The organism is Kitasatospora purpeofusca, assembly GCF_000718025.1.
Lineage (GTDB): Bacteria > Actinomycetota > Actinomycetes > Streptomycetales > Streptomycetaceae > Kitasatospora > Kitasatospora purpeofusca.
Genome location: NZ_JODS01000048.1, coordinates 19,071 through 41,432 on the forward strand (window position 1 = coordinate 19,071; position 22,362 = coordinate 41,432).

General features: G+C 71.6%; 20 protein-coding genes. 11 read left to right on the forward strand and 9 right to left on the reverse strand.

What is annotated here, in order from left to right; translation table 11 throughout:
• Position 1: 1 nt before the first annotated feature.
• From IF01_RS50635 to IF01_RS0138705, 7 genes are all read left to right on the forward strand, one after another.
• Positions 2–1,066 carry a TnsA-like heteromeric transposase endonuclease subunit gene (locus tag IF01_RS50635; RefSeq protein WP_078880704.1) on the forward strand — a complete coding sequence of 355 codons (1,065 nt, stop codon included), beginning with the start codon at positions 2–4 and terminating at the stop codon, positions 1,064–1,066.
• Positions 1,063–3,339: a transposase gene (locus tag IF01_RS0138680; protein ID WP_030398333.1), complete on the forward strand. Its 2,277-nt coding sequence runs from the start codon at positions 1,063–1,065 to the stop codon at positions 3,337–3,339. The genes IF01_RS50635 and IF01_RS0138680 overlap by 4 nt, the downstream gene beginning before the upstream one ends.
• Positions 3,336–4,589: an AAA family ATPase gene (locus tag IF01_RS0138685; RefSeq protein WP_051757063.1), complete on the forward strand. Its 1,254-nt coding sequence runs from the start codon at positions 3,336–3,338 to the stop codon at positions 4,587–4,589. The genes IF01_RS0138680 and IF01_RS0138685 overlap by 4 nt, the downstream gene beginning before the upstream one ends.
• Entirely contained in the window at positions 4,586–6,466 is a 1,881-nt protein-coding gene (locus IF01_RS0138690; RefSeq protein WP_030398335.1) for a TniQ family protein, read from the forward strand. Before IF01_RS0138685 ends, IF01_RS0138690 begins: the two co-directional genes overlap by 4 nt.
• Positions 6,463–8,406: a TniQ family protein gene (locus IF01_RS0138695; RefSeq protein WP_030398336.1), complete on the forward strand. Its 1,944-nt coding sequence runs from the start codon at positions 6,463–6,465 to the stop codon at positions 8,404–8,406. Before IF01_RS0138690 ends, IF01_RS0138695 begins: the two co-directional genes overlap by 4 nt.
• Positions 8,403–10,274, forward strand: coding sequence for a TniQ family protein (locus IF01_RS49125; protein WP_030398337.1), 1,872 nt, complete (start codon positions 8,403–8,405; stop codon positions 10,272–10,274). The genes IF01_RS0138695 and IF01_RS49125 overlap by 4 nt, the downstream gene beginning before the upstream one ends.
• 287 nt (positions 10,275–10,561) lie before the next feature.
• On the forward strand, positions 10,562–11,818 hold the full coding sequence (locus IF01_RS0138705) for a PP2C family protein-serine/threonine phosphatase (protein ID WP_030398338.1): 1,257 nt from the start codon (positions 10,562–10,564) through the stop codon (positions 11,816–11,818).
• Between the two features lie 25 nt (positions 11,819–11,843).
• Here the strand turns inward: IF01_RS0138705 and IF01_RS0138710 are convergent, their stop codons facing one another.
• Complete coding sequence (locus IF01_RS0138710) at positions 11,844–12,056, reverse strand: hypothetical protein (RefSeq protein WP_030398339.1); 213 nt, start codon at positions 12,054–12,056, stop codon at positions 11,844–11,846.
• 278 nt (positions 12,057–12,334) lie between these two features.
• Here IF01_RS0138710 and IF01_RS44720 point away from each other — a divergent pair, with 278 nt between their 5' ends.
• Positions 12,335–13,138 carry a GNAT family N-acetyltransferase gene (locus IF01_RS44720; protein ID WP_051757065.1) on the forward strand — a complete coding sequence of 268 codons (804 nt, stop codon included), beginning with the start codon at positions 12,335–12,337 and terminating at the stop codon, positions 13,136–13,138.
• Positions 13,139–13,359: 221 nt separating this feature from the next.
• Here IF01_RS44720 and IF01_RS0138720 read toward each other — a convergent pair whose 3' ends face one another.
• The 4 genes from IF01_RS0138720 to dnaK all read right to left on the reverse strand — a co-directional run bounded on the left by IF01_RS0138720 (position 13,360) and on the right by dnaK (position 16,738).
• Complete coding sequence (locus IF01_RS0138720) at positions 13,360–13,593, reverse strand: DUF6296 family protein (RefSeq protein WP_030398341.1); 234 nt, start codon at positions 13,591–13,593, stop codon at positions 13,360–13,362.
• A gap of 9 nt (positions 13,594–13,602) precedes the next feature.
• A complete protein-coding gene (locus IF01_RS44725) occupies positions 13,603–14,031 on the reverse strand; it encodes an STAS domain-containing protein (RefSeq protein WP_157855471.1) in 429 nt (142 codons plus the stop codon).
• Between the two features lie 152 nt (positions 14,032–14,183).
• Positions 14,184–14,891, reverse strand: coding sequence for a nucleotide exchange factor GrpE (grpE, locus tag IF01_RS43070; RefSeq protein WP_037782839.1), 708 nt, complete (start codon positions 14,889–14,891; stop codon positions 14,184–14,186).
• Positions 14,888–16,738 carry a molecular chaperone DnaK gene (dnaK, locus tag IF01_RS0138735; protein WP_030398344.1) on the reverse strand — a complete coding sequence of 617 codons (1,851 nt, stop codon included), beginning with the start codon at positions 16,736–16,738 and terminating at the stop codon, positions 14,888–14,890. The genes grpE and dnaK overlap by 4 nt, the downstream gene beginning before the upstream one ends.
• 208 nt (positions 16,739–16,946) lie before the next feature.
• Between dnaK and IF01_RS0138740 the strand changes: the two genes are divergently transcribed.
• Positions 16,947–17,240: a helix-turn-helix domain-containing protein gene (locus IF01_RS0138740; RefSeq protein WP_208624403.1), complete on the forward strand. Its 294-nt coding sequence runs from the start codon at positions 16,947–16,949 to the stop codon at positions 17,238–17,240.
• Positions 17,241–17,321: 81 nt separating this feature from the next.
• On the opposite strand, the gene IF01_RS0138745 is transcribed toward IF01_RS0138740, so the two are convergent.
• The 4 genes from IF01_RS0138745 to IF01_RS0138765 form a co-directional block, all read right to left on the reverse strand.
• Positions 17,322–17,726 carry a DUF2267 domain-containing protein gene (locus IF01_RS0138745; RefSeq protein ID WP_030398346.1) on the reverse strand — a complete coding sequence of 135 codons (405 nt, stop codon included), beginning with the start codon at positions 17,724–17,726 and terminating at the stop codon, positions 17,322–17,324.
• A gap of 56 nt (positions 17,727–17,782) precedes the next feature.
• Complete coding sequence (locus IF01_RS0138750; protein WP_030398347.1) at positions 17,783–18,187, reverse strand: DUF2267 domain-containing protein; 405 nt, start codon at positions 18,185–18,187, stop codon at positions 17,783–17,785.
• A gap of 66 nt (positions 18,188–18,253) precedes the next feature.
• Complete coding sequence (locus IF01_RS0138755; protein WP_030398348.1) at positions 18,254–18,547, reverse strand: STAS domain-containing protein; 294 nt, start codon at positions 18,545–18,547, stop codon at positions 18,254–18,256.
• A 117-nt stretch (positions 18,548–18,664) separates the two neighbouring features.
• Entirely contained in the window at positions 18,665–19,099 is a 435-nt protein-coding gene (locus IF01_RS0138765; protein ID WP_030398349.1) for an Hsp20/alpha crystallin family protein, read from the reverse strand.
• Between the two features lie 110 nt (positions 19,100–19,209).
• Between IF01_RS0138765 and IF01_RS0138770 the strand changes: the two genes are divergently transcribed.
• Both IF01_RS0138770 and htpG read left to right on the forward strand, forming a co-directional pair.
• Positions 19,210–19,887 (forward strand): hypothetical protein, encoded by a 678-nt coding sequence (locus IF01_RS0138770; protein ID WP_030398350.1) that lies wholly within the window; start codon positions 19,210–19,212, stop codon positions 19,885–19,887.
• A 314-nt stretch (positions 19,888–20,201) separates the two neighbouring features.
• Positions 20,202–22,112, forward strand: a complete 1,911-nt coding sequence (gene htpG / locus IF01_RS0138780) for a molecular chaperone HtpG (RefSeq protein ID WP_030398352.1) — start codon at positions 20,202–20,204, stop codon at positions 22,110–22,112.
• Positions 22,113–22,362: the final 250 nt, after the last annotated feature.

The window sequence follows — 22,362 nt, forward strand, 5'->3', positions numbered from 1 at the left end:
GATGGTGTCAGTTGCTTGCGACACCGTTGCGTCTGGGTTGGCAGGTCTTGTTGTCACATACGTACGGGTGGCGCTCCAGCAGGGTCGAAGTCGCGTGCACCGGATTCCCGGAATCCCATCCCTGAGAAGGGATCTTCGCCGTAGGTTCGTCCCACGTGATCCGGTCGCCAGGGAAGGGCATTGGGGCGTGGCTTCGGCGTTATCTGGCGGCTCTTCAGCAGAGCCGGATGCATGTACTGGCTTATGGTCCGATGCCTGTGACCTGGGCGATCTCGCTCGCCTCCACACGAGGTTCGACGCCTACAGGAAGACGCTCAAGCTTGCAGCCGGCTGGAGCGACCGGTGGACCGCGACATGGCGCTTCGGCCGTACCCCGGTCACCTGCTCGGTACGGAATCTCGCCGAGGTCGAGGCGGCCCGGAGTCGGCCGGTGCGCCGCTTCACGTGGCGGACGGGCCAGTGGCACAGGCCGGGCCTGGAGTACCTCGTCAGTACCGACCGGCACCACGGCTTCGAGAGCTTCGAGGAGGAGCTGCTGCTCCTCATGGCCGACTTCGTCGGCGATCTGGAGGAGGCGCTGGCCCAGCCCTTTCGGCTGCAGTTCCTCACTGCGGACGGTGGGAGGGTCGAGCACACCCCGGACTTCCTGCTGCTGACCGGCTCGGGACCGTGGCTGCTGGATGTCCGGCCGGCCGGACGCATCCGGCCGGAGGACGAGGTGAAGTTCGCGGCGTCGGCCGAGGCCGCGCTGGCCGTGGGCTGGAACTACAGCGTGGTAACCGGCTGGCGCAGGCGCGTGGTGAGGATCGTCGATGCTCTGTCGGCGGGCCGGCGGGAGTTAACCGATCAACTCGGCCTCCAGGACCAGTTGCTGCGGGCCGCCGCGTCGGGGCCGCTCGCGTTCGGTGAGCTGGTCGAGCAGTGCAGTTACCCGGCGATCGCCCGGGCCCACGCTCTCCACCTGCTGTGGCATCGGAACCTGGGCATCGACATGTCCGCACCGCTGACCGATACGAGCCTGGTCCGCCTGGCGCCGGACAACCACCTGCGCGGAGGAGAGCGGTGACGGCACCCGCCGCGGCTGCCTGGGATCTGGCGCCCGGCAACGAGCTGATCATCGACGGCTCCGAGTGGATAGTGGAGACGTTCGAGCCCCAGGTGGGCAAGGTGGTCCTGGTCCCGGCCGACGGGCCTTCCTGGCACACCTCGGTGCGGGAGCTGATGCACCACCCCGGGTGCCGCCAGTCGACCCGCACGCGCAGGGACCTGCCAGCCGCGAGCCGGGGCCGCCAGCCGAAGACGATGACCGACCTGACGCCGGAGAAGCAGCAGCTGACCCTGTTGCGGCTGGCCCACCTGAACGAGGTGGAGACCGGCTTCCTCAGCGGTGACCCGCTGCTGGCGGGACCAGCCGAACCGCGTCCGCAGTACGACCCGGACGCCACCACGCTGACGCAGCGCCGGCAGGCAAAGGCGGAGGAACTGCGCCTGGCCGCGGTCGAGAACCCCGACCAGGCCGCTGCGCTTGGTCTGAAGCGGGCCGGGTACCGGACGCTGATCCGCTGGGACATGGATCGGCGCCGGTTCGGCCCGGTCGGTCTGGCGGACGACCGGTGGCTTCGCGAGGCGACCGGGCGCCGGATCTCACCGGCGGTCCGGGAGGCGTTGTTCGCGGTCCGGGCGGAGACGCTGCACCGTTCCAAGCTCAGCGCGAAGGACCGCGAGCGTCTGATCCACCAGTACGTCCGGGAGACCTTCGGTCCCGACGAGCCGGTGCCGAGCTACACGACGCTGCGGACGGTGTGGAAGGAGTGGTTCGGCTCCAGCGGAGCACGGCAGCGGTACCTGCGCTCGGCCGCCCGCGCCCAGGAGGTCGCGACCGGCAGGCACGTCGTGGTCTACCGGCCGGGCCAAGTGGTGGCGCTCGACACCACGATCCTGCCGGTCAAGGTCCGCGAGAACGTCTTCGGCGACCCCGTTTCTGTCCACCTGACCCTGGCCCTGGACGTGTACACGCATTCGATCGTGGCGTTCCGGCTGACGCTGGTCTCCGACACCTCGGTCGACGTGGCCATGGTGCTGCGCGACGTGATGATGCCGCTGCCGATGCGGCCGGACTGGGGCGAGGACATGGAGTGGGCCTACCCCGGTGTCCCGGCCACGCTGGTGGCCGAGTTCGCTGGCCACAAGGTCGCGGGCCTGCCGTTCTTCGCGCCCGAGACCGTCACCACCGACCACGGCTCGGTCTACAAGAACCATCATCTGATCGAGGTCCAGCGGGTGATCGGGGCGAACATACGCCCCAGCCGGGTCCTGCGTCCGACCGACAAGCAGGCCGTGGAGCGGGCGTTCGGGGCCGTCCAGTCCCTGCTGTTCAGGATCCTGCCGGGCTACCAGGGGGTGGACGCGGCCGACCGCGGCGTGGACCCGGAGGGCGACGCAGTCCTGACCGTGGCCGAGATGGAGCACCTGGTTGCGACCTGGGTCGTCTCGGTGTGGCAGCGGCGCCGATTCGGGACCTATGCGCCGAGCTGGGACCCGGGCGGCGACCACAGCCCGAACAGCCTGTTCGCGGCCTCGATGGCCCAGGGCGGCTTCGCGCTGCAGATCCCTCGCCCGAAGCTGTACTACCAGCTGCTGCCGACCCACCGGGTGGTGATCCACGGCAAGCGCGGCGTGAAGATCAAGAATCTCTGGTACAACGGCGCCGCGCTGGACCCCTACCGGTTCACGCCCTCTGGGCGGGGCGGGGCTGCCAAGAACAAGTACGTCTTCCACCGCGACCCGCGCGATCCGTGCCTGGTGTTCTTCCAGGACCCGCGCACCCACGACTGGCACACCCTGCGCTGGACCGGCCTGCCGGAGGAGGGCGAGGTGCCCGCGTTCAGCGACGCGCGGGTGCGCGAGGTCATGCGCGAGGTCCGCAGCCGCGGCCTGGCCCCGAAGACCGATGCGGAACTGCTGCCGCTCCTGCTCGAGTTGATCGGCGGCCACATCCCCGTCGAGCAGTGGCCGACCCGGCTGACCAAAGGTCAGCGCACCGAGCACGCCCGCGAGGTGGCACAAGCCGCCGCGGCGGCCGCCGACCGCCCACCGGGCGCAACCGGCGCCGCCGGGCGGACAGCGACCGGGGAGGCGGCCAACGTCGTGCCGCTCAAGTGGCGGGAGCGGGCCCGGCAGGGGCAGGCGGCGGTGGACGACGAGCGCCGCCGCCGGCGCCAGAACGCGGTGCCCGAGCGACCCGCCCCGCCCCCGGCGCTCGGGCAGCGGCTGCGCGAACGCAGCCTGCTCGCCCTGCCGGACGACGACGAGTACGAGGACACCGAGGGGGAACTGTGAGCGGCGCCGGAAACACACCACCGTGGGCCGGCGCGGCCACGTTCCTGCCCGGGCCGCCACTGGACCGCACCTGCCACGACGGCTGGCAGCGCTGGCGCACCACACGCGCGAGCTTCATCCCGGCACCGGTGATGTCGGTCGAGGAGTACAAGCGGCTGAGCCCGCGCCAGCGCCGCATCTACGACCTGCACCGCCTGGCCACCCACAGCAGCCTGCCCGTTCAGGCCACCCCGATGAGCGAGGCCGTCGCCTGGCTGGTGCGCACGCGGATCGAGGACGGCGCGTTCAGCCACAAGTCGGGCACCCGCACCGGGGTGATGGTCAACGGCGGCGGCGCCCAGGGCAAGACCGAGACCGTGTGCGAGGCGGTGGCCGCCTTCGAGGACGAGTGGCTGACCCTGAACCAGCAGGTCAACCCGGACGCGATGCCCGGCACCCGCGACCTGTTCGCCCCGGTGGCGTACGTGCGGTGCCCGGTCAAGGCCACCCCGATCTCCACCTGCCAGCGCATCCTCGACTTCTACGGCGAGGACTACAAGGGGATGCGCCTGGAGGACCTCGTCCGCACGGTGAAAGCCGCGATCGCAGACCATGCCACCAAGGCGCTTGTAATCGACGATATTACGAGGCTCAAGCTCCACCGCGAGGCGGACCAGGATGTGCTGGACCTGATCCGCGAGATGATGAGCATGCCGGTCACCCTGATCCTCGTCGGTGTCGGCATCCCCACCTCCGGTCTGCTGCGGGACGGCCGGCGCGACCCCGTCACCAAGCAGTGGGTCTTCCCGCCGGTCAAGGACCGCGGCCGCAGCCCCAACTCGGATGCCGCGACCCAGCACGAACGCCGCTTCGAGCTGATCGACCTCGATGCGTTCAGCTACGACACCCCCGCCCAGATCGAGGCCTGGACCGCGCACCTGCGGGGCCTGGAGAGCTGTCTGCGGCTGCTGAACGACACCGATGGCATGCTCACCGCCGGCGGCATGCCCGAGTACCTGTTCCGGCGCACCAACGGCGTGGTCGGCCTGCTGGAGAAGCTGGTCCAGACCGGCTGTCGTCACGCCATCGAGACCCGGGCCGAGAGTCTGACGGTCGACCTTCTGCAACGGTGCACGGTCAGCCCCACCGACCTGCCCGACCTGGACGCCGCCTCCGGCGAGCAGCCCGAGATCCCGCAGGTGCCGAAGAAGAAGCGGCCGGGCCGCAACACCGTTTTCGACGACGACGGCCCGACGGGAGCGGTGGGTTGACCAGGGCACCCGGCCCGCTGGCCCGCAGCCTGGCCCCGTTCCCCGAGGAGTCGCTGCCGGGCTTCCTGTTGCGGCTCGCCCACCGGCTGAACCGTTCACCGGCCCGGATCGCCGTGCTCACCGGTCTCGCCCCCTACCGGCTCGGCCACACGGTCAAGCTGCCCGCGCACCTGCTGGTCGCCCTGCGGCCGGAGTCCGCGGCCCGCTTCGCCGCCGCTACCCGCCTGACGACGGCCGAGGTCCAAGCGCTGGGGCTGCGAGCGCACCAGGTGGCGTACCCGCCGATCGCGGACACCGGGGAACGCCCAGACGGCCGGTTCGGCTCCAACGTGTGGGCTTTCACCGCCGCCAGCCGCTTCTGCCCCCTGTGCCTGGCAGGAGACGGCACCGCGGTCCAGGACGCCCACGGCGGCCCCTGGCGCCTGCCGTGGCACCTGCCGGTCGTCTTCGCCTGCCCCCGCCACCGGCGTCTGCTCGACCACCTGTGCCCGAGCTGCCGCCGGCCCCTGAATGTGTCCGTCCAGGGCCGGGCGGCCCTGATCCTGCACCCGACCGGTCACGTACTGCACCCCGCCCAGTGCCGCAACCACGCCCTCGACGCCGGAACCCGTAAACCCAAGCCCGCATGCGGCGCCGACCTGACCGCGACGGCCGCGGACACCGGCGCCAGAGGGGACGCCGACCTCGGCACCCTGCTCGATCTCCAGAGCAGGCTGCTGGCGCGACTGGCCTCGCCGGATCCCGACGAGCCGCTGTTCTTTCCGGACCTGATCGCCGTCAGCCAGCTGATCACCATCTCGTGGCCGGCCGCCGTGGACGACCTCAGCCTGCCCGATGTGCAGGTCGACGCCCTGGACGAGCACGTCCACGCCATGCGCCGCCGCACGGCCGACCGCCCCCACGGGGACAACGGCCGCATCGTCATCGGACCGCCACCCGCGGCCGCCGCCTGCGCGGGCCTGCTCGCCATGAGCGAGCGCCTGGTCACCCACCCGGATCCGGCCGGAGCCCGCGAAGCCGTCCAGACCCTGGCCCGCCGGGCCGTCGAGCGCGACCGCACCCGGTTCGTCGGCATCATCCGGCGCGGACAGTTCTCCCTGCCGCTCGCCCGCGCCCTTGCCGTCCAACGGGGCGGCTTCCACGCCACAGTCGGCGCCGGCACATCCGCCGCGCTGCGCGTGCCGACGCGCACCTGCCTCTTCACCGCCCGCGAGATCCCCCAGCTCCTGCCGGCCGCCGCCTACGAGCGCCACCTGGCCCACTTCACCACGCGCCTCACCGTCGACAGCCGCAACAACGCCCGCCTGGTGCGGCGGGCCGCCGCCCTCAAGCTCGCCGAGATGACCGGCGGCGGCGCCCTGGCCGACGGCGCCCGCCTGCTCGGCATCCCGCGCGGTCACGCCCTCTCCGGCCTTCAGCAGCTCCGGTTGCGCACGGACAGCGAGGGCGCCTGGCAGCGGTTCCTCCACGGGCTCGACGCGATCGCCGCCGAACTCGACGACCAGGAAGACCGCATCGACTACCAGCGCCGCCGAACGGCGCTCGAGGACTGGACCATCCCACCGGCCGACTGGGCGCATCTCACCGACGGCCTACCCATGCTCGACGCGACTCCCGGGCTGCGGATCTGCGCGTCGGTCCTGGTGTGGACCCAAGTCACCGAGGGCGACTACCTGTTCAGTCCGCTCGTCCGGCACCGCGGCTGGGGCGGGCGACTGCCGGGCGGCCCGAGCCTCGTCTGCGAGCTGCCCTCCCTCACGGGCGCCCGCCGCGGCGACAAGGCCCGCCTCCTGGCCCGGCTGGCCGCCTACACGCAGCGGACGGCCGCCTGGTGCGACAACGGGGCGCTGGCCGCTAACCCACGGACGACGCCATGACCGCCCGGCCGCTGGCCCGCAGCCTGGCCCCGCTGCCCGACGAATCGCTGCCCGGCTTCCTGCTGCGACTGGCCACGCGCCTTGGCCGCTCCCCGAGCCGCCTCGCCACCCTGTGCGGCCTCACCGAACGGTCCGGCCGCATCCCCATCGGCCTGCTGGAGGAACTGCCCGGCACCACGGCACGGGCCTTCGCCCAGGCAGCGGGCCTCAGCACCGCCGAGGCCCACGAACTGACACTGCAACGGTTCACCACCGCCTACCCGCCGCTACGGGCCGTGCACGGCGTCCCGCAACGGACCACCGTGATGCTCCAGGCCCAGTGGGCACTCGACGTCTCCACCCGCTACTGCCCACCGTGCCTGCACGGCGACGCCAGCTCGATCCAGCGCGCCTTCGGCGGAGCCTTCAAGCTCCAGTGGCATCTGCCCGTCACCTTCGCCTGCCCGATTCACCACCGCCTGCTGGAAGCCGCCTGTCCGGCCTGCCGCCGACCCCTCAACACCGCCACGCTGGACCGCCTCAACCTGGTCGGCAGCCCCCGCGCGTCGCACCTGCACGCGCTGCAGTGCCGCAACGAGGTCGCCCCCGCGGGGGCCGGCCGCCCAGGCAGCCGCCACTGCGGAGCCTGGATCGACGGCCGCGACGTTGCAGGCCAGAGCTCCGAGACCCTCGTGTCCCGGGCGGATCTCGACCGGCTCCTCGACGTCCAACGCATCATCGACCACCACCTCCACCACGTCCCGGACACGGCGGCGAAGTACGAGTCGTCACCCCCGTCGTACTTCACGGACCTGATCATGGCCGCGCACGTGATCAGGCTCAGCTGGCCGCTCGGCGCCCATCTGCTGCCCTCCGCCCCTCTTCAAACGCTCCTCGACGCCCACGCCGCACCGCTGACGGCCCTGGTCCGGCGGCAGACCACCGGAGGGCACCAGCCCAGGCGCACCGGCGCCCGGGCGGCGCCCACCGACACCGCGCAGTGCGCGGCGCTGTTGCTCGCCGCCGACACCCTGATCGGCGAGTCCGACCCGAACCTGCTGCGCGAGCAGGCCCAACCGCTGATGCGCGCCGCCTACAGCAGCGCGCCGATGTACAGCGGCCAGATCTCCAGGTCGCTCGACATCTCACCCCGCCTCGCGCGGGCCCTTGCGATCAGGAGCTACGGCAGCCACGGCCACCGGAGTCTGCGAGCCACGGGACGAAAGCGCGGCTACTCGGCGCAGGAGGTGCCGGCCTACCTGCCCCGGGCCTGGTTCGACGCGTACTTCGACGGCTTCCTCGACCGCATCCCGCAGGCTCATCGCCCCAGGGCGCGCGCCGTTCGCCGGGCGGCGTCTTTGAGACTGGCGGAACTCGCCTGCGGCGCCCCGTGGACGGAGTGCGCCGAGATCCTGGGTCTTCCGCCGGGGATCGCGGCCAAGCTCCTCACGATTCTCGGCGCCCGCCTCGACGCCACCAGGATGTGGCCGGACTTCGAACTCAGGGTCGACCGGATCGCGGACCACCTCGACACCACCGACGACCGCGTCAACTACGCGAACAGGCGCCGCAGGCTTGCCACCTGGCACATGCCCGGCCCGGACTGGTGGGCCCTGTCCGACGGCATTCCCCGTTTGACCAGGCTCCACCAGCAGGGCGACCCGGCCATCGGCACCGTCCTCGTGTGGAGCGAGGCCACCCGGGGCGAGCCCGTCCACAGCCCCCTCATGCGCGAACTGCGGCGCCGCGGCGGCGACTGCGCGACGCTCAGCCTGGAGGCCAAGCACCTCCAGGCGGAGCACCTGCGCGGCGCGCGGCTCCACCTGCGCCAGCGGCTCGACACCTACGCCTGCCTGCTGGCCGCGGCCAGCGACCGCGGGAAGGTCCTCCAGGTGAGCACCGACGTCGTCCTGGCGAGCGTCGAGACGGGCACGGCGCCAGTGCCGAGTGCTGCCCGGTGACGCCTCCACGCGCGCTGGCCCGCAGCCTTGCCCCGCTCCCGGAGGAGTCCTTTCCCGGCTACCTGCTGCGGCTGTCCTTCCGGCTGAACCGCTCCCCGATCCGCGTCGCGGAGCTAGCCGGGCTCGGCCCGGCGAAGACCAACCGGCTGAGCACCGACCTCCTCCTCGGCCTCCTCCCGGAGGCGGCCGCCGCGTTCGGTGCCGCCGCCCGCCTCAGCCCCGCGGAGGTCACCGCCCTGGGACTGCGGCGCCACCAAGGCGCGTACCCGCTACTCGGGTTCGCGCACCGAAGCCGCACGGCGGGCTCCTTCGCCGGCAGCTGGGCGTTCACCCTCTCCACCCGGTACTGCCCCGCCTGCCTCGCCGGGGACGGCAGCCCGGTCCAACTCACCCTCGGCGGAGCGTGGAAGAGCACCTGGCACCTGCCCGTCGTGTTCGCCTGCCCGATCCACGGCACGCTCCTGGAGCACCGATGCTGGAGCTGCGGAGCGTCCTCCAACCCGATCCACCGCGGTCGCGCCACCCTGCTCCACCGCCCGAGCGCCACGGGAATCCACCCGGCCGGCTGCCGTGCCGACGGCCCGAACACGGCCGGCGAACCGCCGACGCAGCGGCCACCGTGCGGCGCCCGACTGGACGAGACGCCCTGCCACAGCCGGGACACAGCGCTGAGCGCCGACACCCTGAACCACCTGACACGCCTGCAGCAGCGGCTCCTCGGGCGGCTGCACGACCCCGAAGCCCGCGATCCCTGGTTCTTCCCGGACCTGCGCGCCGCCAGCCAGCTGATCAAACTCAGCTGGCCCCCACCTCCAGGCATCCTCCCCCTGCCCGGGCCGCTGCTCGACCTGATCGACGACCACGTGGAGGCGGTCCGGCCTGGAGCCGACGCCCGCCCCGCCGGCGGAACACCGGCCCTGTGGTCCGCGCCGCCCGACGCAGGCCAGTGCGGCGCCCTTCTGCTGGCCGCCACGACACTCCTGACCGCGGACGACCGCGCCCACCTGCGCGAGCGCATCCAGCCGCTGGCCCAGGCCGCGTTCGCCCGGCACCCGGGTCCGTACACCGCGCTGCGGCGCCAGAACCTCTCACCAGCGCTTGCCCGCGCGCTCGTCCGCCAGGTCCACGGCTTCCACGCTGCCGGCCGCACCGAGAAGGCGAGCGTGCGTGTGCCCTCCCGCGACTGCCGCTTCGGCATCGAGCACGTCCCGCCCTACCTGCCCAGGCACTGGTACGACGATCACTTCGCCGACTTCGCCGACCGCCTTGACAACCCGACCGGCTACACGGTGCGGCACCTGCGCAGGGCCGCCAGCCTCAAGCTCGCCGAGATGACGGCCGGCGGCTCCTACCCCCAGTGCGCGCGCCAACTCGGCGTCCCGGCCGAGAAGGCGATGAGCACGATGAACAAACTGCGTCCCCAGATGGCGGGAGGGACCCTGTGGGGCGACTTCGAGACCCGGATCGAGAACATCGCCCAACGTCTGGACGACGACGAGACCCGCATCGACTACGCCAGGCGCCGCACCGCGCTCGCCGACTGGCAGATGCCCGCCGCCCACTGGGCCGAACTGTCCGACGACCTGAGCCGGCGGTTCGTCCGGATGGCCGGCCAGGACGGGCGGCTCACGGCCACCGTGCTGGTGTGGACCGAGATCACCCAGGCCGAGTACGCGCACAGCCCCGTCCTGACCGGGATGCGACGCTCCGGGTACGACACCAGCAGGCTCGTTGACAATCTCGCCCAGGCCTACACACCGGTCAATCGGACGGCCACTGTGCGCCTCATCCTGCGCGGCCGCCTCGACACCTACGCCGCTCGGCTCGCCGCCCTCGTCGACCACGGAAGGCCCCCGTCAGTGCGATGAGATCGCCACACGGCGCCCTGAGGTGGGCGGCCTCGATGCCGCCGACGATGAACGGCGGGCCCAGCTCGGAGCCGCCAGCACATGGGCGGGGTCGTGGTCGCAGGCCGACAGCGACACGCGGTGGTGGTGGCGCCGGCCCGCCCGGCGGTCCACCCCGACGATTGGCCTTCGCTACTGATCCGCCCGGACAGACACGGAAAACGGCTGCGCGGGCGGTTCCGGGTGCTGGCGGGCGGTCGGGCATACAGTGGCGTCACCCACCCAGCGGTGCCGTCGAGAGAAGCAGTGTGGCCTGGCCGGATATCGATTTCGCGGCGGTGTTCGAGGCCCTGCCCACCCCGACGATGATCATGACCCCGGACCTGGTCATCGCCGCCGCCAACACGGCCTACTTGCGCGTCGCCCGCCGGGGCCGGGAGGAGCTGATCGGCCGCAACGTCTTCGACGCCTTCCCCGACAACCCCGCCGACCCGCAGGCCACCGGCACCCGGGCGCTGCGGGCCTCCCTGGAACGGGTGATGCAGACAGGCCGGCGCGACAGCATGGCGCTGCAGAAGTACGACCTGGAGGTACCCGACCGGCCGGGTGTGTTCGAGGAACGGTACTGGAGCCCGGTCAACACCCCCGTCCTCGACCAGGACGGGAACGTCACGCTGATCATCCACCGCGTCGAGGAGGTCACCGCCCTGGTCCGCCAGCTCATGGCCCACCGCCCCGGGGAGGCGCCCGGCGGGACCCTGACCCATGAGGAGCAGATGGCCGCCGACCTGCTCACCCGCGCCCAGGAACTGCAGGACCTCAACGATCAGCTGCGCCAGGCCCACGCCCGCGAACGCGAAGTGGCGATGACGCTGCAGCGGGCGATGCTGCCCACCATGCCCGAAGCCTGCCGCTCCACGGCCGCCGTGCGCTACCGGCCCGCCACCGCGGCGGCGAACGTGTGCGGGGATTGGTACGACCTTATCGACCTTGACCAGCAGCACCTGGCGGTCGCCGTCGGCGACGTGGTCGGCCACGGCGTCGAGGCCGCCGGGGTCATGGGCCAGCTCCACGCCGCACTGAACGCCGCGATCCGCGCGACCCCGCAGCCCGCGCTCGCGCTGAAGACCCTCGCCCGGTACGCGCTCACCCTGGAAGGGGCGCTGGCCACCACCGCCGTGCAGACCGTCATCGACCGCGCCGCCCGCCGCATCACCTACAGCAGCGCCGGCCATGTGCCGCCCGTTCTGGTGGAGGCCGACGCGACGGTGCGCCTGCTGGACGCCGCCACCGACCCGCCGCTCGGCGCATGGACGGAATCCGCCACAAGATCCGAGGCCGCGGTGAACTACGCGCCCGGGGCCACAGTGCTGCTGTACACCGACGGACTCGTCGAACGCCGCGGCGAGGACATCGACACCGGACTCGCCCGGCTGACCGCCAGCGCGGCCCGGCACCGGTTGCTCGCCCCGCAGGCGCTGGCCGACGCCGTCCTCGCCGACCTCGGCGTGGCGGATGGCCGCAGCGCCGGCGACGACACCGCCCTGGTGGTCGTACGCCTGTAGTGGGTGGTGCCGACGGACGTTCGTCTCAGCGCGGGGCGGACTCCATGGCCTGTGCGACCAGTGCGATGCAGGGCGGGCAGTACCGGTCGGTCGGCGCGTCCTGTGGCTTCGCCACGGCCGGGCTCGGTGGCAGCAGACGGCCGCACAGCGTCAGGCCGCCCGAGTCCTTGGGCAGCGCGTGCCACATCAGCACGAAGTCGGGCTTCGCCGGATCGCATTCAGCACGCATCTCGTACATCGGGACCTCCCAGGAGGCGGGCCTGCCCTGCCAGGCAAGCCCCGCGCCGCCCGCGTCGCCAGCCCTGGGCTCTTCGCGGGTGAACCCCGTCAGTCGTCCGGTCACTGCACCGAACGGGTGGATCCCGCCGCTGTCACGCGGCGGGCGCTCCAGCCCGGGTGGGATGCGAACGGCACTCTGTGGAGGACCGGCGGCCGTGCGAGCTATGGGGGGCGATCACGGGCGTTGAAGCGGGCAGCCGGCCCATCCGGCCGTGCAAGGCGGCGGATGGGGACCAGGTGCTCAACCTGATCGAAGCCGACCGGCTGCCCGACCAGCCCCACATCACTCCGGGCGCCCTCGACGCGGCGATCCGCGCACGCGGAGACGCCGGGCGGGACCTCCCCGCCTCGCGCTGGGAGGTCGCACAGGACGCTGCCGGTCGCATCGTGGGAGTCGTCGTCTTCGCCTCGCCGCCCGGCGACGGCGCGGGGCAGATCCTGGCGCTGCACTGCCGTGAGGTCCATGCCGTGGCCGCGGCGCTGATCGGCAGGGCCCTTACGGCGCTCGGGCGGACCAGGGTCGTGGAGGCCTTCGCCGGCCCGCCGCCGTTCAACCCCCAGAGCCCCGCCGGTCTGGCCGTACGGCTGCGGCCCGCCACCCGCACCACCCTTGAAGCAGCCGGGTTCTCCACCCGCCACACCTGGCACGGCTTCCACCACGCGCTCAAAAATCGGCCGAGCCCTACCACCTACCCCATCGCCTGCGTCACCGGGCGAGGCGACCCGCCCGGCTGGCACCTGGAGCTGCGCCAGGTCGACGGCTCGATCGTCTGCGAGGCCACCGTCGACCGGGCGGCGGACCGGACGGCTGTCCTGACGTCGATGACCACCCATCCGGACCACCGCCGCCGAGGGCTGGGCCGCCACCTGCTCGGACAGTGCCTGAATGTGGCAGCGGAGCACGATGCCCGGGAAATGACCGCCTGGGTCCGCGAGCCCGACGCCGACTCCGAGGAGGACGACGGCGGTGCGATCCAGCTCCTGGCGGCACTGGACTTCCGCCCCGGTGAGACGCTGCGGTCCTTCCGCCGACGGCCATGACCGATCGTGGATCCGCTGGCGCACGTCGCGAAGCGACACTGCCCGCTGATTCCGGCCGTCACTGGACGGGCACCGCCCGTAGGTACGACCGCCGCTCTGCTGGCAGCCATCCAGATCCGCGGCACTGGCGTCCTCTGACCTCGGGCGCCGCCGGGCGCCGAAGCGCCTCGTGCCGCGGGGGATGCCGACCGGCTGATCGGCTGGCATTCGCGCCGAGGCCGTCATGGCAGCGGGTGGGCATGCAGGCACGTGTGCCGACCTGGGCCGGCAGGGGCGTCGATGGGTTCGGCCACCCCGCGGGTGATCGTGACGCGCAGAGTCCCGGCGGCGTCGGCATACACCGTCTCGCCGTTCCTGGTGGTCTCGCCGGTGGCATGGACGACGATGACCTGCGGCGGGGCGTGGCAGCCGGGTGGGCCGGGCAGGGTGATCGCGTAGCACCAGGGCGTGTCCATGGTCGCTCCTCAGCCGGGCGATCCGGTGGCGGCGAGGGCGGCTCGGACACTGCCGCAGATGGTGAAGACCTCGTCGGTTCCGGTGATCTCCGGCAGACACCGGACCGTGGGCGAGGGTGCGGCCAGGACCAGCCGTTGTCCGGCCGCCTCGGCGTCCTTGCGGGTCTGCAGGAGAGGATTCAGGCCGGTGGAGTCGCGGGCGACTACGCGTGCCCGCTGGCCCCGCTCGCCCAGGTGCTGTCGCTCGAAAACGAGACGCGGTTGGCCGGCCTTGACCACTTCGGCGAGATGGGCCTCCAGCATCTCCTTCTGGTCCTGGCCCACCTCGCCGTCAAGGCGGCAGACCACGGCCGTGCCGGGAATCCGGCGGGCAGTCGTCCTCAGGACCGGTGGAGTGGCGCCGGTGTTCTTCGCGTGATGACCATGCCGGTCGGACATGAGCGTTCCCCCTTCCGGTACGGGGACTGTCCGACTTCGATCATGCCGGGGCCGAAGGGGCCCGGCTACCGCCCGCCGGACTGTCGCAGGGATGACCGCGGCGAATCCGGCGTCCGAGGGGCACTGCGCGGGGCCATTGGACAGCCTCCGTACTATGCCGGGCCGGTGCGCTCGGAGGACGACGATCCGGAAGCCTGCTGGTCCGGATGGGGCTGTTCGACCGCTACCTGGGCCGGGCGCAGGAGGATCTCGCCGAGCCGGTAGCCGGGCCGCAGGATGTGGGTGCAGGTGGGGTGGTCGGCCCGGTCGGATTCGGTCGAGCTGAGTGCCTCGTGGAGGGTGGGGTCGAAGGGTTCGCCTTCCGTGCCGAACTGCTGCAGCCCGAGCGCGGCCAGCTGGTTCTGGAGGCTGGCGGCGACGGTGTCGAAGGCCGCCGCGGTGTCCTGGTGGGTGCGGGCCCGGTCGATGGTGTCGAGGACGGGCAGGAGCGTGCGGAGTACCTCGGCCATGACGCCCTCGCGGATGGCGAGGCGTTCGCGCTGGACGCGCCGGCGGTAGTTGTCGTACTCGGCCTTCACCCGCTGCAGGTCTCTGGTGCGCTCGGCCAGCGTGGCGCGCAGCGACTCGCCGCCGGCTCCCGTGGGGGCCTGGTCGGGCGTGGAAGTGGCGCCGCCGCCGAGCAGGGTGCCTGCGGTGCTGCCGGCGCCCTGCTCGCCCTGGCCGCTGGGCTTGTGCGTGGCGGGTCGTTCGACGCCGGGTCGCAGCTGGAGGGTTTCCGGGTCGATGCGCCGCTTGTCGCGGATGACCACCGGTGGGCGCCGGTCTTCGGTGTTCTCGCCCGGCCTGGATGGGGTGGTCATGCGGTGCCTCCTTTGTGCTCGTCCTCATCCACGATCTCGGCGTCCACGACCTCCTCCTCCGAGCCTTGGGGGCCGCTCGCGCCGCTTGGTGCGCCGGGCGCGGTCTGGGCGTAGATGGCCTGGCCGAGCTTCTGGCTGGCCTGGGCGACGTGGTCGCTGGCCGCGCGGATGGCGGCGGTGTCCTCACCCTTGAGCTTGTCCTTCAGGTCCGCCAGAGCCGCATCGACCTCGCTCTTCACGTCGGCGGGGACCTTGTCCTGGTTGTCGGTGAGGAACTTCTCGGTGGTGTAGAGGAGTTGCTCGCCCTGGTTGCGGGTCTCGGCGGCCTCCTTGCGGCGGCGGTCCTCCTCGGCGTGCTGTTCGGCTTCCCGGATCATGCGGTCGATGTCGTCCTTGGGCAGGGCGGAGCCGCCGGTGACGGTCATCTTCTGTTCCTTGCCGGTGCCGAGGTCCTTCGCGCCGACGTGCATGATGCCGTTGGCGTCGATGTCGAAAGTGACCTCGATCTGCGGCATCCCGCGCGGGGCGGGTGCGATGCCGGTCAGCTCGAACATGCCGAGCTTCTTGTTGTACGCAGCGATCTCCCGCTCGCCCTGGTAGACCTGCACGGTCACCGAGGGCTGGTTGTCCTCGGCGGTGGTGAAGACCTCCGAGCGGCGGGTGGGGATGGTGGTGTTGCGTTCGATGAGCTTGGTCATGATGCCGCCCTTGGTCTCGATGCCGAGGGACAGCGGGGTGACGTCGAGCAGCAGGACGTCCTTGACCTCGCCCTTGAGGACGCCGGCCTGAAGTGCGGCGCCGATGGCGACGACCTCGTCCGGGTTGACGCCCTTGTGCGGGTCCTTGCCGGTGAGCTTCTTCACCAGGTCGGTGACGGCGGGCATCCGGGTGGATCCGCCGACGAGGATGACGTGGTCGATGCCGGAGACCTTGATCTTGGCGTCCTTGACGGCCTGGTGGAAGGGGCCCTCGCAGCGTTCCAGCAGGTCTGCGGTGAGCTGCTGGAACTGGGCGCGGGTGAGTTTCTCGTCCAGGTGGAGAGCGCCCTCGGCGGAGGCCGTGATGTAGGGCAGATTGATCGTCGTCTCGGTCGCGGCGGACAGCTCGATCTTGGCCTTCTCCGCGGCCTCGCGCAGGCGCTGGGCTGCCATCTTGTCCTTGGACAGGTCGATGCCGTAGCCGTTCTTGAACTGCGTGACCAGGTGGTCGACGATCCGCTGGTCCCAGTCGTCACCGCCGAGGTGGGTGTCGCCGGAGGTGGCTTTCACCTCCACGACGCCCTCGCCGATCTCCAGGAGCGACACGTCGAAGGTGCCGCCGCCGAGGTCGAACACGAGGACGGTCTGGTCGCTCTCCTTGTCGAGCCCGTACGCGAGGGCGGCGGAGGTCGGCTCGTTGATGATCCGCGCCACCTTCAGGCCCGCGATCTCCCCTGCCTCCTTGGTCGCGGTGCGCTGGGAGTCGTTGAAGTACGCCGGCACGGTGATCACCGCGTCGGTGACCTCCTCGCCCAGGTACGCCTCCGCGTCGCGCTTCAGTTTCTGCAGCACCCGCGCCGAGATCTCCTGCGCGGTGTACCGCTTGCCGTCCACATCCCCCTTGTCCGGGAAGCGCCAGTCGCTCTCGCCCATGTGGCGCTTCACCGAGCGGGCGGTGCGGTCCACGTTGGTGACGGCCTGGCGCTTGGCGACCTCGCCGACGAGCACCTCGCCGCCCTTGCCGAAGGCCACCACCGACGGGGTGGTGCGCGCGCCCTCGGCGTTCGTGATGACGGCCGGCTCGCCGCCCTCCAGGACGCAGACCACTGAGTTCGTCGTTCCGAGATCGATACCGACTGCGCGAGTCATCTCCGACCTCCTTCATCGCATTCACCTACAGAACTTCCCTACATCGACACATAAAACTTGAGCCTCCTCATGTCAAGTCTGTGTTTGGGGGTCCGCCGGTCGCGTTGCTCGATGCGAAGGGGCGCGCGGGTCGCTGCACAACGCGTGGCTGGGGATGGAGGAAATCTGTAGCGTGGAGGTGAGGTTTCGTGAGCGGCGAGGTGAGGCCGTGGTGCTGCCGATCGACGATCCGGACGCGGCGCTCTACGCGGTGGGACAGGTCGCGGCCATGCTGCATGTCCAGGTGGCCTTCCTGCGGCGGCTGGACGAGCAGGGCGTGGTGGTGCCGGGTCGTTCGGCGGGCGGCCAGCGCAGGTACTCGCGCCGGGAGATCGACAGGGTCGCGGCCCTGGTGAAGCTGATCAGCGAGGGACTGACGCTCGAAGGCGCGCGCCGGGTTCTCGATCTCCTGGTCCGGGTGGAGGAGCTGGAGGCCGACCTGGACCGGGCCCGCGGCCAGTGATGCCGGGCGCATCCGCGTAGCGCGGGCGCGCGTCCTTGCGCGTCCGGGTGCCGCCGCTTGATCCCCGCCCTTGGGCAGCTCTCAGGCGGCGGCGGTGGCGGTGAGGTCGGCACGGCCGAACAGGAGCGCGTAGCCGCGGGGCAGGCGGGCGAGAAGACGGTCGGTGAGCCGCTCGCCGCCGAGGGATGCCAGGGCGGCCAGGACGGAGGAGGCGTCCCAGCGAGCTGCGGTGAGGCTGGTGTTCAGGGCTCGGGCGACGGCTTCGACGAAGGCGGGGGCGGCGACGGGCTTCGGCAGGGGGATCTGCGAGGCGAAGACGGCGCGGGCCCGCTCGGGGAGCGTGGCGGCCAGCTCGCAGCGTTCATCGCCGGTGAGCTGGGAGCCGAGGACGGCCAGGACGGTGTCGAGGACGCGTTCGGCTTCCTCGTCGCTGGGGTAGCGGCCGAGGGTGCGGACCTGCTGGATCAGGCGGCGGTGCCGGGTCATGACGGGTGGCCTTCCAAGGCTGGCCGCCGCCGTGTGGGCGGCGGCACGAAAGCGGGTCAGGGTCGGTGGCCGGGGGCAGGGCGGCCGAACAGGACGTCGTAGCCGGGCGGCAGCTGGAACAGGACACCCTCCATGAGGTCGTCGCCGGCGGCGTCGGCCACCGTGGACAGCACGGCTCCGATGTCCCACACGGCGGTCTTCTCGGTGGCGCCCTCGATCCAGGCGGCAGTCGCGCGCACGAACCGTTTGGGACTGAGCGGTTCGGCGGCTTGCAGGGGGTTGAGCAGGATCAGGGCGAAGGTCTCGGGCAGACGGGCCGCGAGCTTCGCGCGCACGTCGCCGACTAGGTGGGCGCCGAGCAGGGCCAGCACGACACGGGCCGCGCGCTCGGCGTCCTGGGGTGTGTCGTACTCTCCGCGTTCCTGGACCCGGTCCAAGAACGCCTCCCATCGAAGAGTCACCGCGCATTCCTCCCTTCCTCCCGGCAAGGACCAGGTCCCTGCCGGGGTGCGGGCGCGGGGGGCCGATCAGAATTCGCCGGCCAGGCGGCGGCTGAGGCCGGTGAGCTTGAGCAGCCGGGCCACAGGCCGGCCGACCCCACGCAGGACCAGGCGCTTACCGCTGCGGTCGGCCTGGTTGCGGGCCCGTACGAGGACGCCCAGGCCCGAGCAGTCCATGAACGTCACCTCCGACAGGTCGAGCACCACCTCCCGGCGCGCCTCAAGCACGGTGGTCAGCCGGCGGCGAAGCCGCGGGGCGGCGGCGAGGTCGATCTCACCGCCGACCCTCACCACCAGCGGTGCCGGCCGCCCATCGCGCACGGCGTCGCCAGTCGCGATGGCGCGGGCCCGACCGGGGGTTGCGGGGCCGGATACGGGGATGTTCCGCGCCGTCCCCTCGGGGGGGCGGGGACGGCACGGAACGGCACAGGGACGCGGTCAGGCCTTGATCTCCTTGCGGCCACCGCTGTGGCCGATGGCGATCTTGCGGGGCTTGGCCTTCTCGGCGACCGGGACCTTCAGGGTCAGCACGCCGGCGTCGTAGTCGGCGCTGATCCCCTCGGGGTCGAGCGTGTCGGAGAGCATGACCTGGCGGGAGAACACGCCGAGCGGACGCTCGGACAGCTCCCACTTCACGTCCTCGCCCTCGTGGCGGGGACGGCGCTCGGCCTTGACGGTCACCATGTTCCGCTCGACGTCGATGTCGATCGCCTCCGGGTCCACACCCGGCAGGTCGAAGCAGATCACGTACTCGTCACCGGCGCGGTAGGCGTCCAGCGGCATCGGAGTCGGCCGCGACCAGGTGCCGGTCGTGTTGAAGAACTGCTGGGTCAGCCGGTCCAGCTCGCGGAACGGGTCAGTGCGCAGCAGCATCGCGAAACACCTCCACTGATCGAATGGGTGCCAGTGCGCTTCACCTGACACCGTTGTAACACGTCATCCATCCGATGACAAACGTAGAGCGTCGTCCGTAGAATGACAGCATGAGCAAGAAGCCCCCGAAGTCCGCCGCCAGGCCCGATCCGGTCTCCTTCCTCGCTGCCGCCGCGGCGCTCGCCGCCATCGACGACGCCGTCCGCACCGCCCGGGAACCCGGCCGTCCCGCGGACCAGGACACGCGGGAAGGCGGTGCCGAACAGGCCCTGGCCGCGCTGGTACTGCTGCGGGAGCTGCGCACCCAGCTCGCCGACTGGGAGGCCCCACTGGTGGAGACCGCCCGCGCCGCAGGCGCCACCTGGGCTGACCTCGCCCAGCCCATGGGCGTCGCCAGCCGCCAGGCCGCCGAGAACCGCTACCTGCGCCTGCGCCCCACCAAGAGCCCCTCCGCCGGCGCGGAGACCGGCGCCGAGCGCGTCAAAGCGGTCCGCGACCGCCGGGCCGCGGACCGCGCCGTCACCGCCTGGGCCCGCAACCATGCCGCCGACCTGCGCGTGCTCGCCGCCCAGGTCGCCGCACTCGCCGACCTCTCCCCCCAGGCTCGCCCTGCACTCGCCGACCTCACCACCGCCCTCGGCACCCCCGACCCGGTCGGCCTGATAGCTCCGCTCGCCGCGATGCGCCCCCACCTCGGCACGGGCCACCCCCACCTCGCCGCCCGCCTCGACGACCTCACCCGCCACACCGACCAACTCCGCCATGACAGCGACCAACGGCGCACCTGACCCCGTCGCCGCCGCCGAAGAACGCTGGCAGAGACTCCAGGACCAGCTCGAGACCGTGGGCATCCGCATGCGGACCGAGACCGGCTCCGCCATCGCCTCCATCGACGCCTGCCTGCGCAGGCTCGACACCGTGCGCCAGGACCTCGCCGACCGTCTCGGGGTCCCCCCGTCCGAGACCTGGCCGCCCGATCCCCGACGACCGGAGTGCGCCACGTGCAGCCACGGTCACCTACCATGCCGCTGCCGCAGGCGCGAGCCGTCAGGGCTCACGCCGAACCCGTTCCCCACACCTCACCCGGAAAAGGAGACCCAGAGTGGGTAGCACTGTCGAGACGCTGGAATTCCAGGCCGAGACCCGTCAGTTGCTCCGGTTGGTGATCCACTCGATCTACTCGAACAAGGACATCTTCCTGCGCGAGCTGATCTCGAACGCCTCCGACGCACTGGACAAGCTGCGACTGGAATCGCTGACCGACTCCGGCCTCCAGGCCGACGCCTCCGACCTGCACATCGCCCTCGAAGTCGACCGGGGCGCCCGCACGCTGACCATCCGCGACAACGGGATCGGCATGAGCCGGGACGACATCGTCGAGCTGATCGGCACGATCGCCAAGTCCGGCACCGCCGGCCTGCTGGACAAGCTCAAGGAAGCCAAGGACGCCGCCGCCGCGCAGAGCCTGATCGGGCAGTTCGGCGTCGGCTTCTACTCGGCGTTCATGGTCGCCGACAAGGTCACACTGCGAACCCGGCGGGCCGGCACCGACTCCGGCACCTTGTGGCAGTCCGACGGCCAGGGCACCTACGACATCCAGGCCGTCGACGGCCTGCCCACCGGCACCTCGGTCACCCTGCACCTCAAGCCCGCCGACAGCGAGGACGGCCTCGCCGACTACCTGTCCGAGTGGAAGATCCGCCAGATCGTCAAGCAGTACTCGGACTTCATCCGCTGGCCGATCCGGATGGCCACCGAGCGCACCGACGCCGACGGCGGCGATGCCCTGGAGACGCTGAACTCGATGAAGGCGCTGTGGGCCCGGCCGCGCAGCGAGGTGACCGAGGCCGAGTACCACGAGTTCTACCAGCAGATCAGCCACGACTGGCTGGAGCCCGCCGCAACCGTCCACATGCGCGCCGAGGGCACCTTCGAGTACGAGGCGCTGCTGTTCATCCCCTCGCAGGCACCGTTCGACCTGTTCTCCCTCGACGCCCGGCGCGGCGTCCAGCTGTACGTCAAGCGGGTGTTCATCATGGACGACTGCGACGCGCTGATGCCCAACTACCTGCGCTTCGTCAAGGGCGTCGTCGACGCGCACGACCTGTCGCTGAACATCTCCCGCGAGATCCTGCAGCACGACCGGCAGATCCAGGGCGTGCGCCGCCGGCTGGTCAAGAAGGTCCTCGGCGCGATCAAGGACATGCAGGGCAAGGACGCCGAACGCTACGCCAAGCTGTGGGCCCAGTTCGGCCGCGTGCTGAAGGAAGGCCTGATCGAGGACACCGACAACACCGACACCCTCCTCGAACTGGTCTCGGCCGCCTCCACGCACGATCCGGAGAAGACCACCACCCTGCGCGAGTACGTGGCGCGCATGAAGGACGGCCAGGACGCCATCTACTACCTCACCGGCGAGAGCCGCGCGATGGTGGAGAACTCCCCCCACATGGAGGCGTTCGCAGCCAAGGGCTACGAGGTCATCATCCTCACCGACCCCGTCGACGAGGTCTGGACCGACCGGATCCCGGCCTTCGACGGCCACCGCCTGCAGTCCATTGCCAAGGGCCAGGTCGACCTCGACGAACCCGCCGACGCCGACCAGGAGGCCAACGCCGACAAGGCCCAGCACGAGCAGGACTTCGCCGCACTGCTGCCCTGGATGACCACCACCCTGTCCGAGCACGTCAAGCAGGTCCGCCTGTCCTCCCGGCTGACGACCTCGGCGGCCTGCATCGTCGGCGACGCCCACGACATGACCCCCACCCTGGAGAAGATGTACCGGGCGATGGGACAGGAACTGCCCTCCGTCAAGCGGACCCTGGAACTCAACCCCACCCACCCGCTGATCACCGCCCTGCGCACGGCACACCAGGCCAACCCCGACAACCCCGCGCTACCCGAGATCGCCGAACTCCTCCACGGCAGCGCCCTGCTCGCCGAAGGCGGCGACCTTCCCGACCCCACTCGCTTCACCCGCCTGCTCGCCGACCGACTGACCCACACCCTGTAACGGCACGGGGTGCGGCCGGCCGCGGCACGACGCGGCCCCGGCCCGCCGCACCCCACCCCGGACAGGAAACGTCACCCAGGCGGGCCAACACCGCACAGGGCGCCACCGGATCGCGCACCGTCAGGCCCGATCGAGCAGGCGTGGCGCGGTGGCGTGCCCATTCCAGGAGTCATGAGCAGAGCACCGCTGTCCTCGCCGGCATGAGGAGCCCCTGTGGCTGCACCTCACCCGGCCGCTTCGGCAGCAGGCA

Excerpts from the sequence above, each read along its gene's own strand:
- IF01_RS50635 (WP_078880704.1), top strand. The coding sequence starts at position 2 with ATGGTGTCAGTTGCTTGCGACACCGTTGCGTCTGGGTTGGCAGGTCTT.
- IF01_RS0138695 (WP_030398336.1), top strand. The coding sequence starts at position 6,463 with ATGACCGCCCGGCCGCTGGCCCGCAGCCTGGCCCCGCTGCCCGACGAA.
- IF01_RS0138710 (WP_030398339.1), bottom strand. The coding sequence starts at position 12,056 with ATGTACGAGATGCGTGCTGAATGCGATCCGGCGAAGCCCGACTTCGTG.
- IF01_RS0138720 (WP_030398341.1), bottom strand. The coding sequence starts at position 13,593 with ATGGACACGCCCTGGTGCTACGCGATCACCCTGCCCGGCCCACCCGGC.
- IF01_RS44725 (WP_157855471.1), bottom strand. The coding sequence starts at position 14,031 with ATGTCCGACCGGCATGGTCATCACGCGAAGAACACCGGCGCCACTCCA.
- grpE (WP_037782839.1), bottom strand. The coding sequence starts at position 14,891 with ATGACCACCCCATCCAGGCCGGGCGAGAACACCGAAGACCGGCGCCCA.
- dnaK (WP_030398344.1), bottom strand. The coding sequence starts at position 16,738 with ATGACTCGCGCAGTCGGTATCGATCTCGGAACGACGAACTCAGTGGTC.
- IF01_RS0138745 (WP_030398346.1), bottom strand. The coding sequence starts at position 17,726 with ATGACCCGGCACCGCCGCCTGATCCAGCAGGTCCGCACCCTCGGCCGC.
- IF01_RS0138765 (WP_030398349.1), bottom strand. The coding sequence starts at position 19,099 with ATGCTGCTGCGCACTGACCCGTTCCGCGAGCTGGACCGGCTGACCCAG.
- IF01_RS0138770 (WP_030398350.1), top strand. The coding sequence starts at position 19,210 with ATGAGCAAGAAGCCCCCGAAGTCCGCCGCCAGGCCCGATCCGGTCTCC.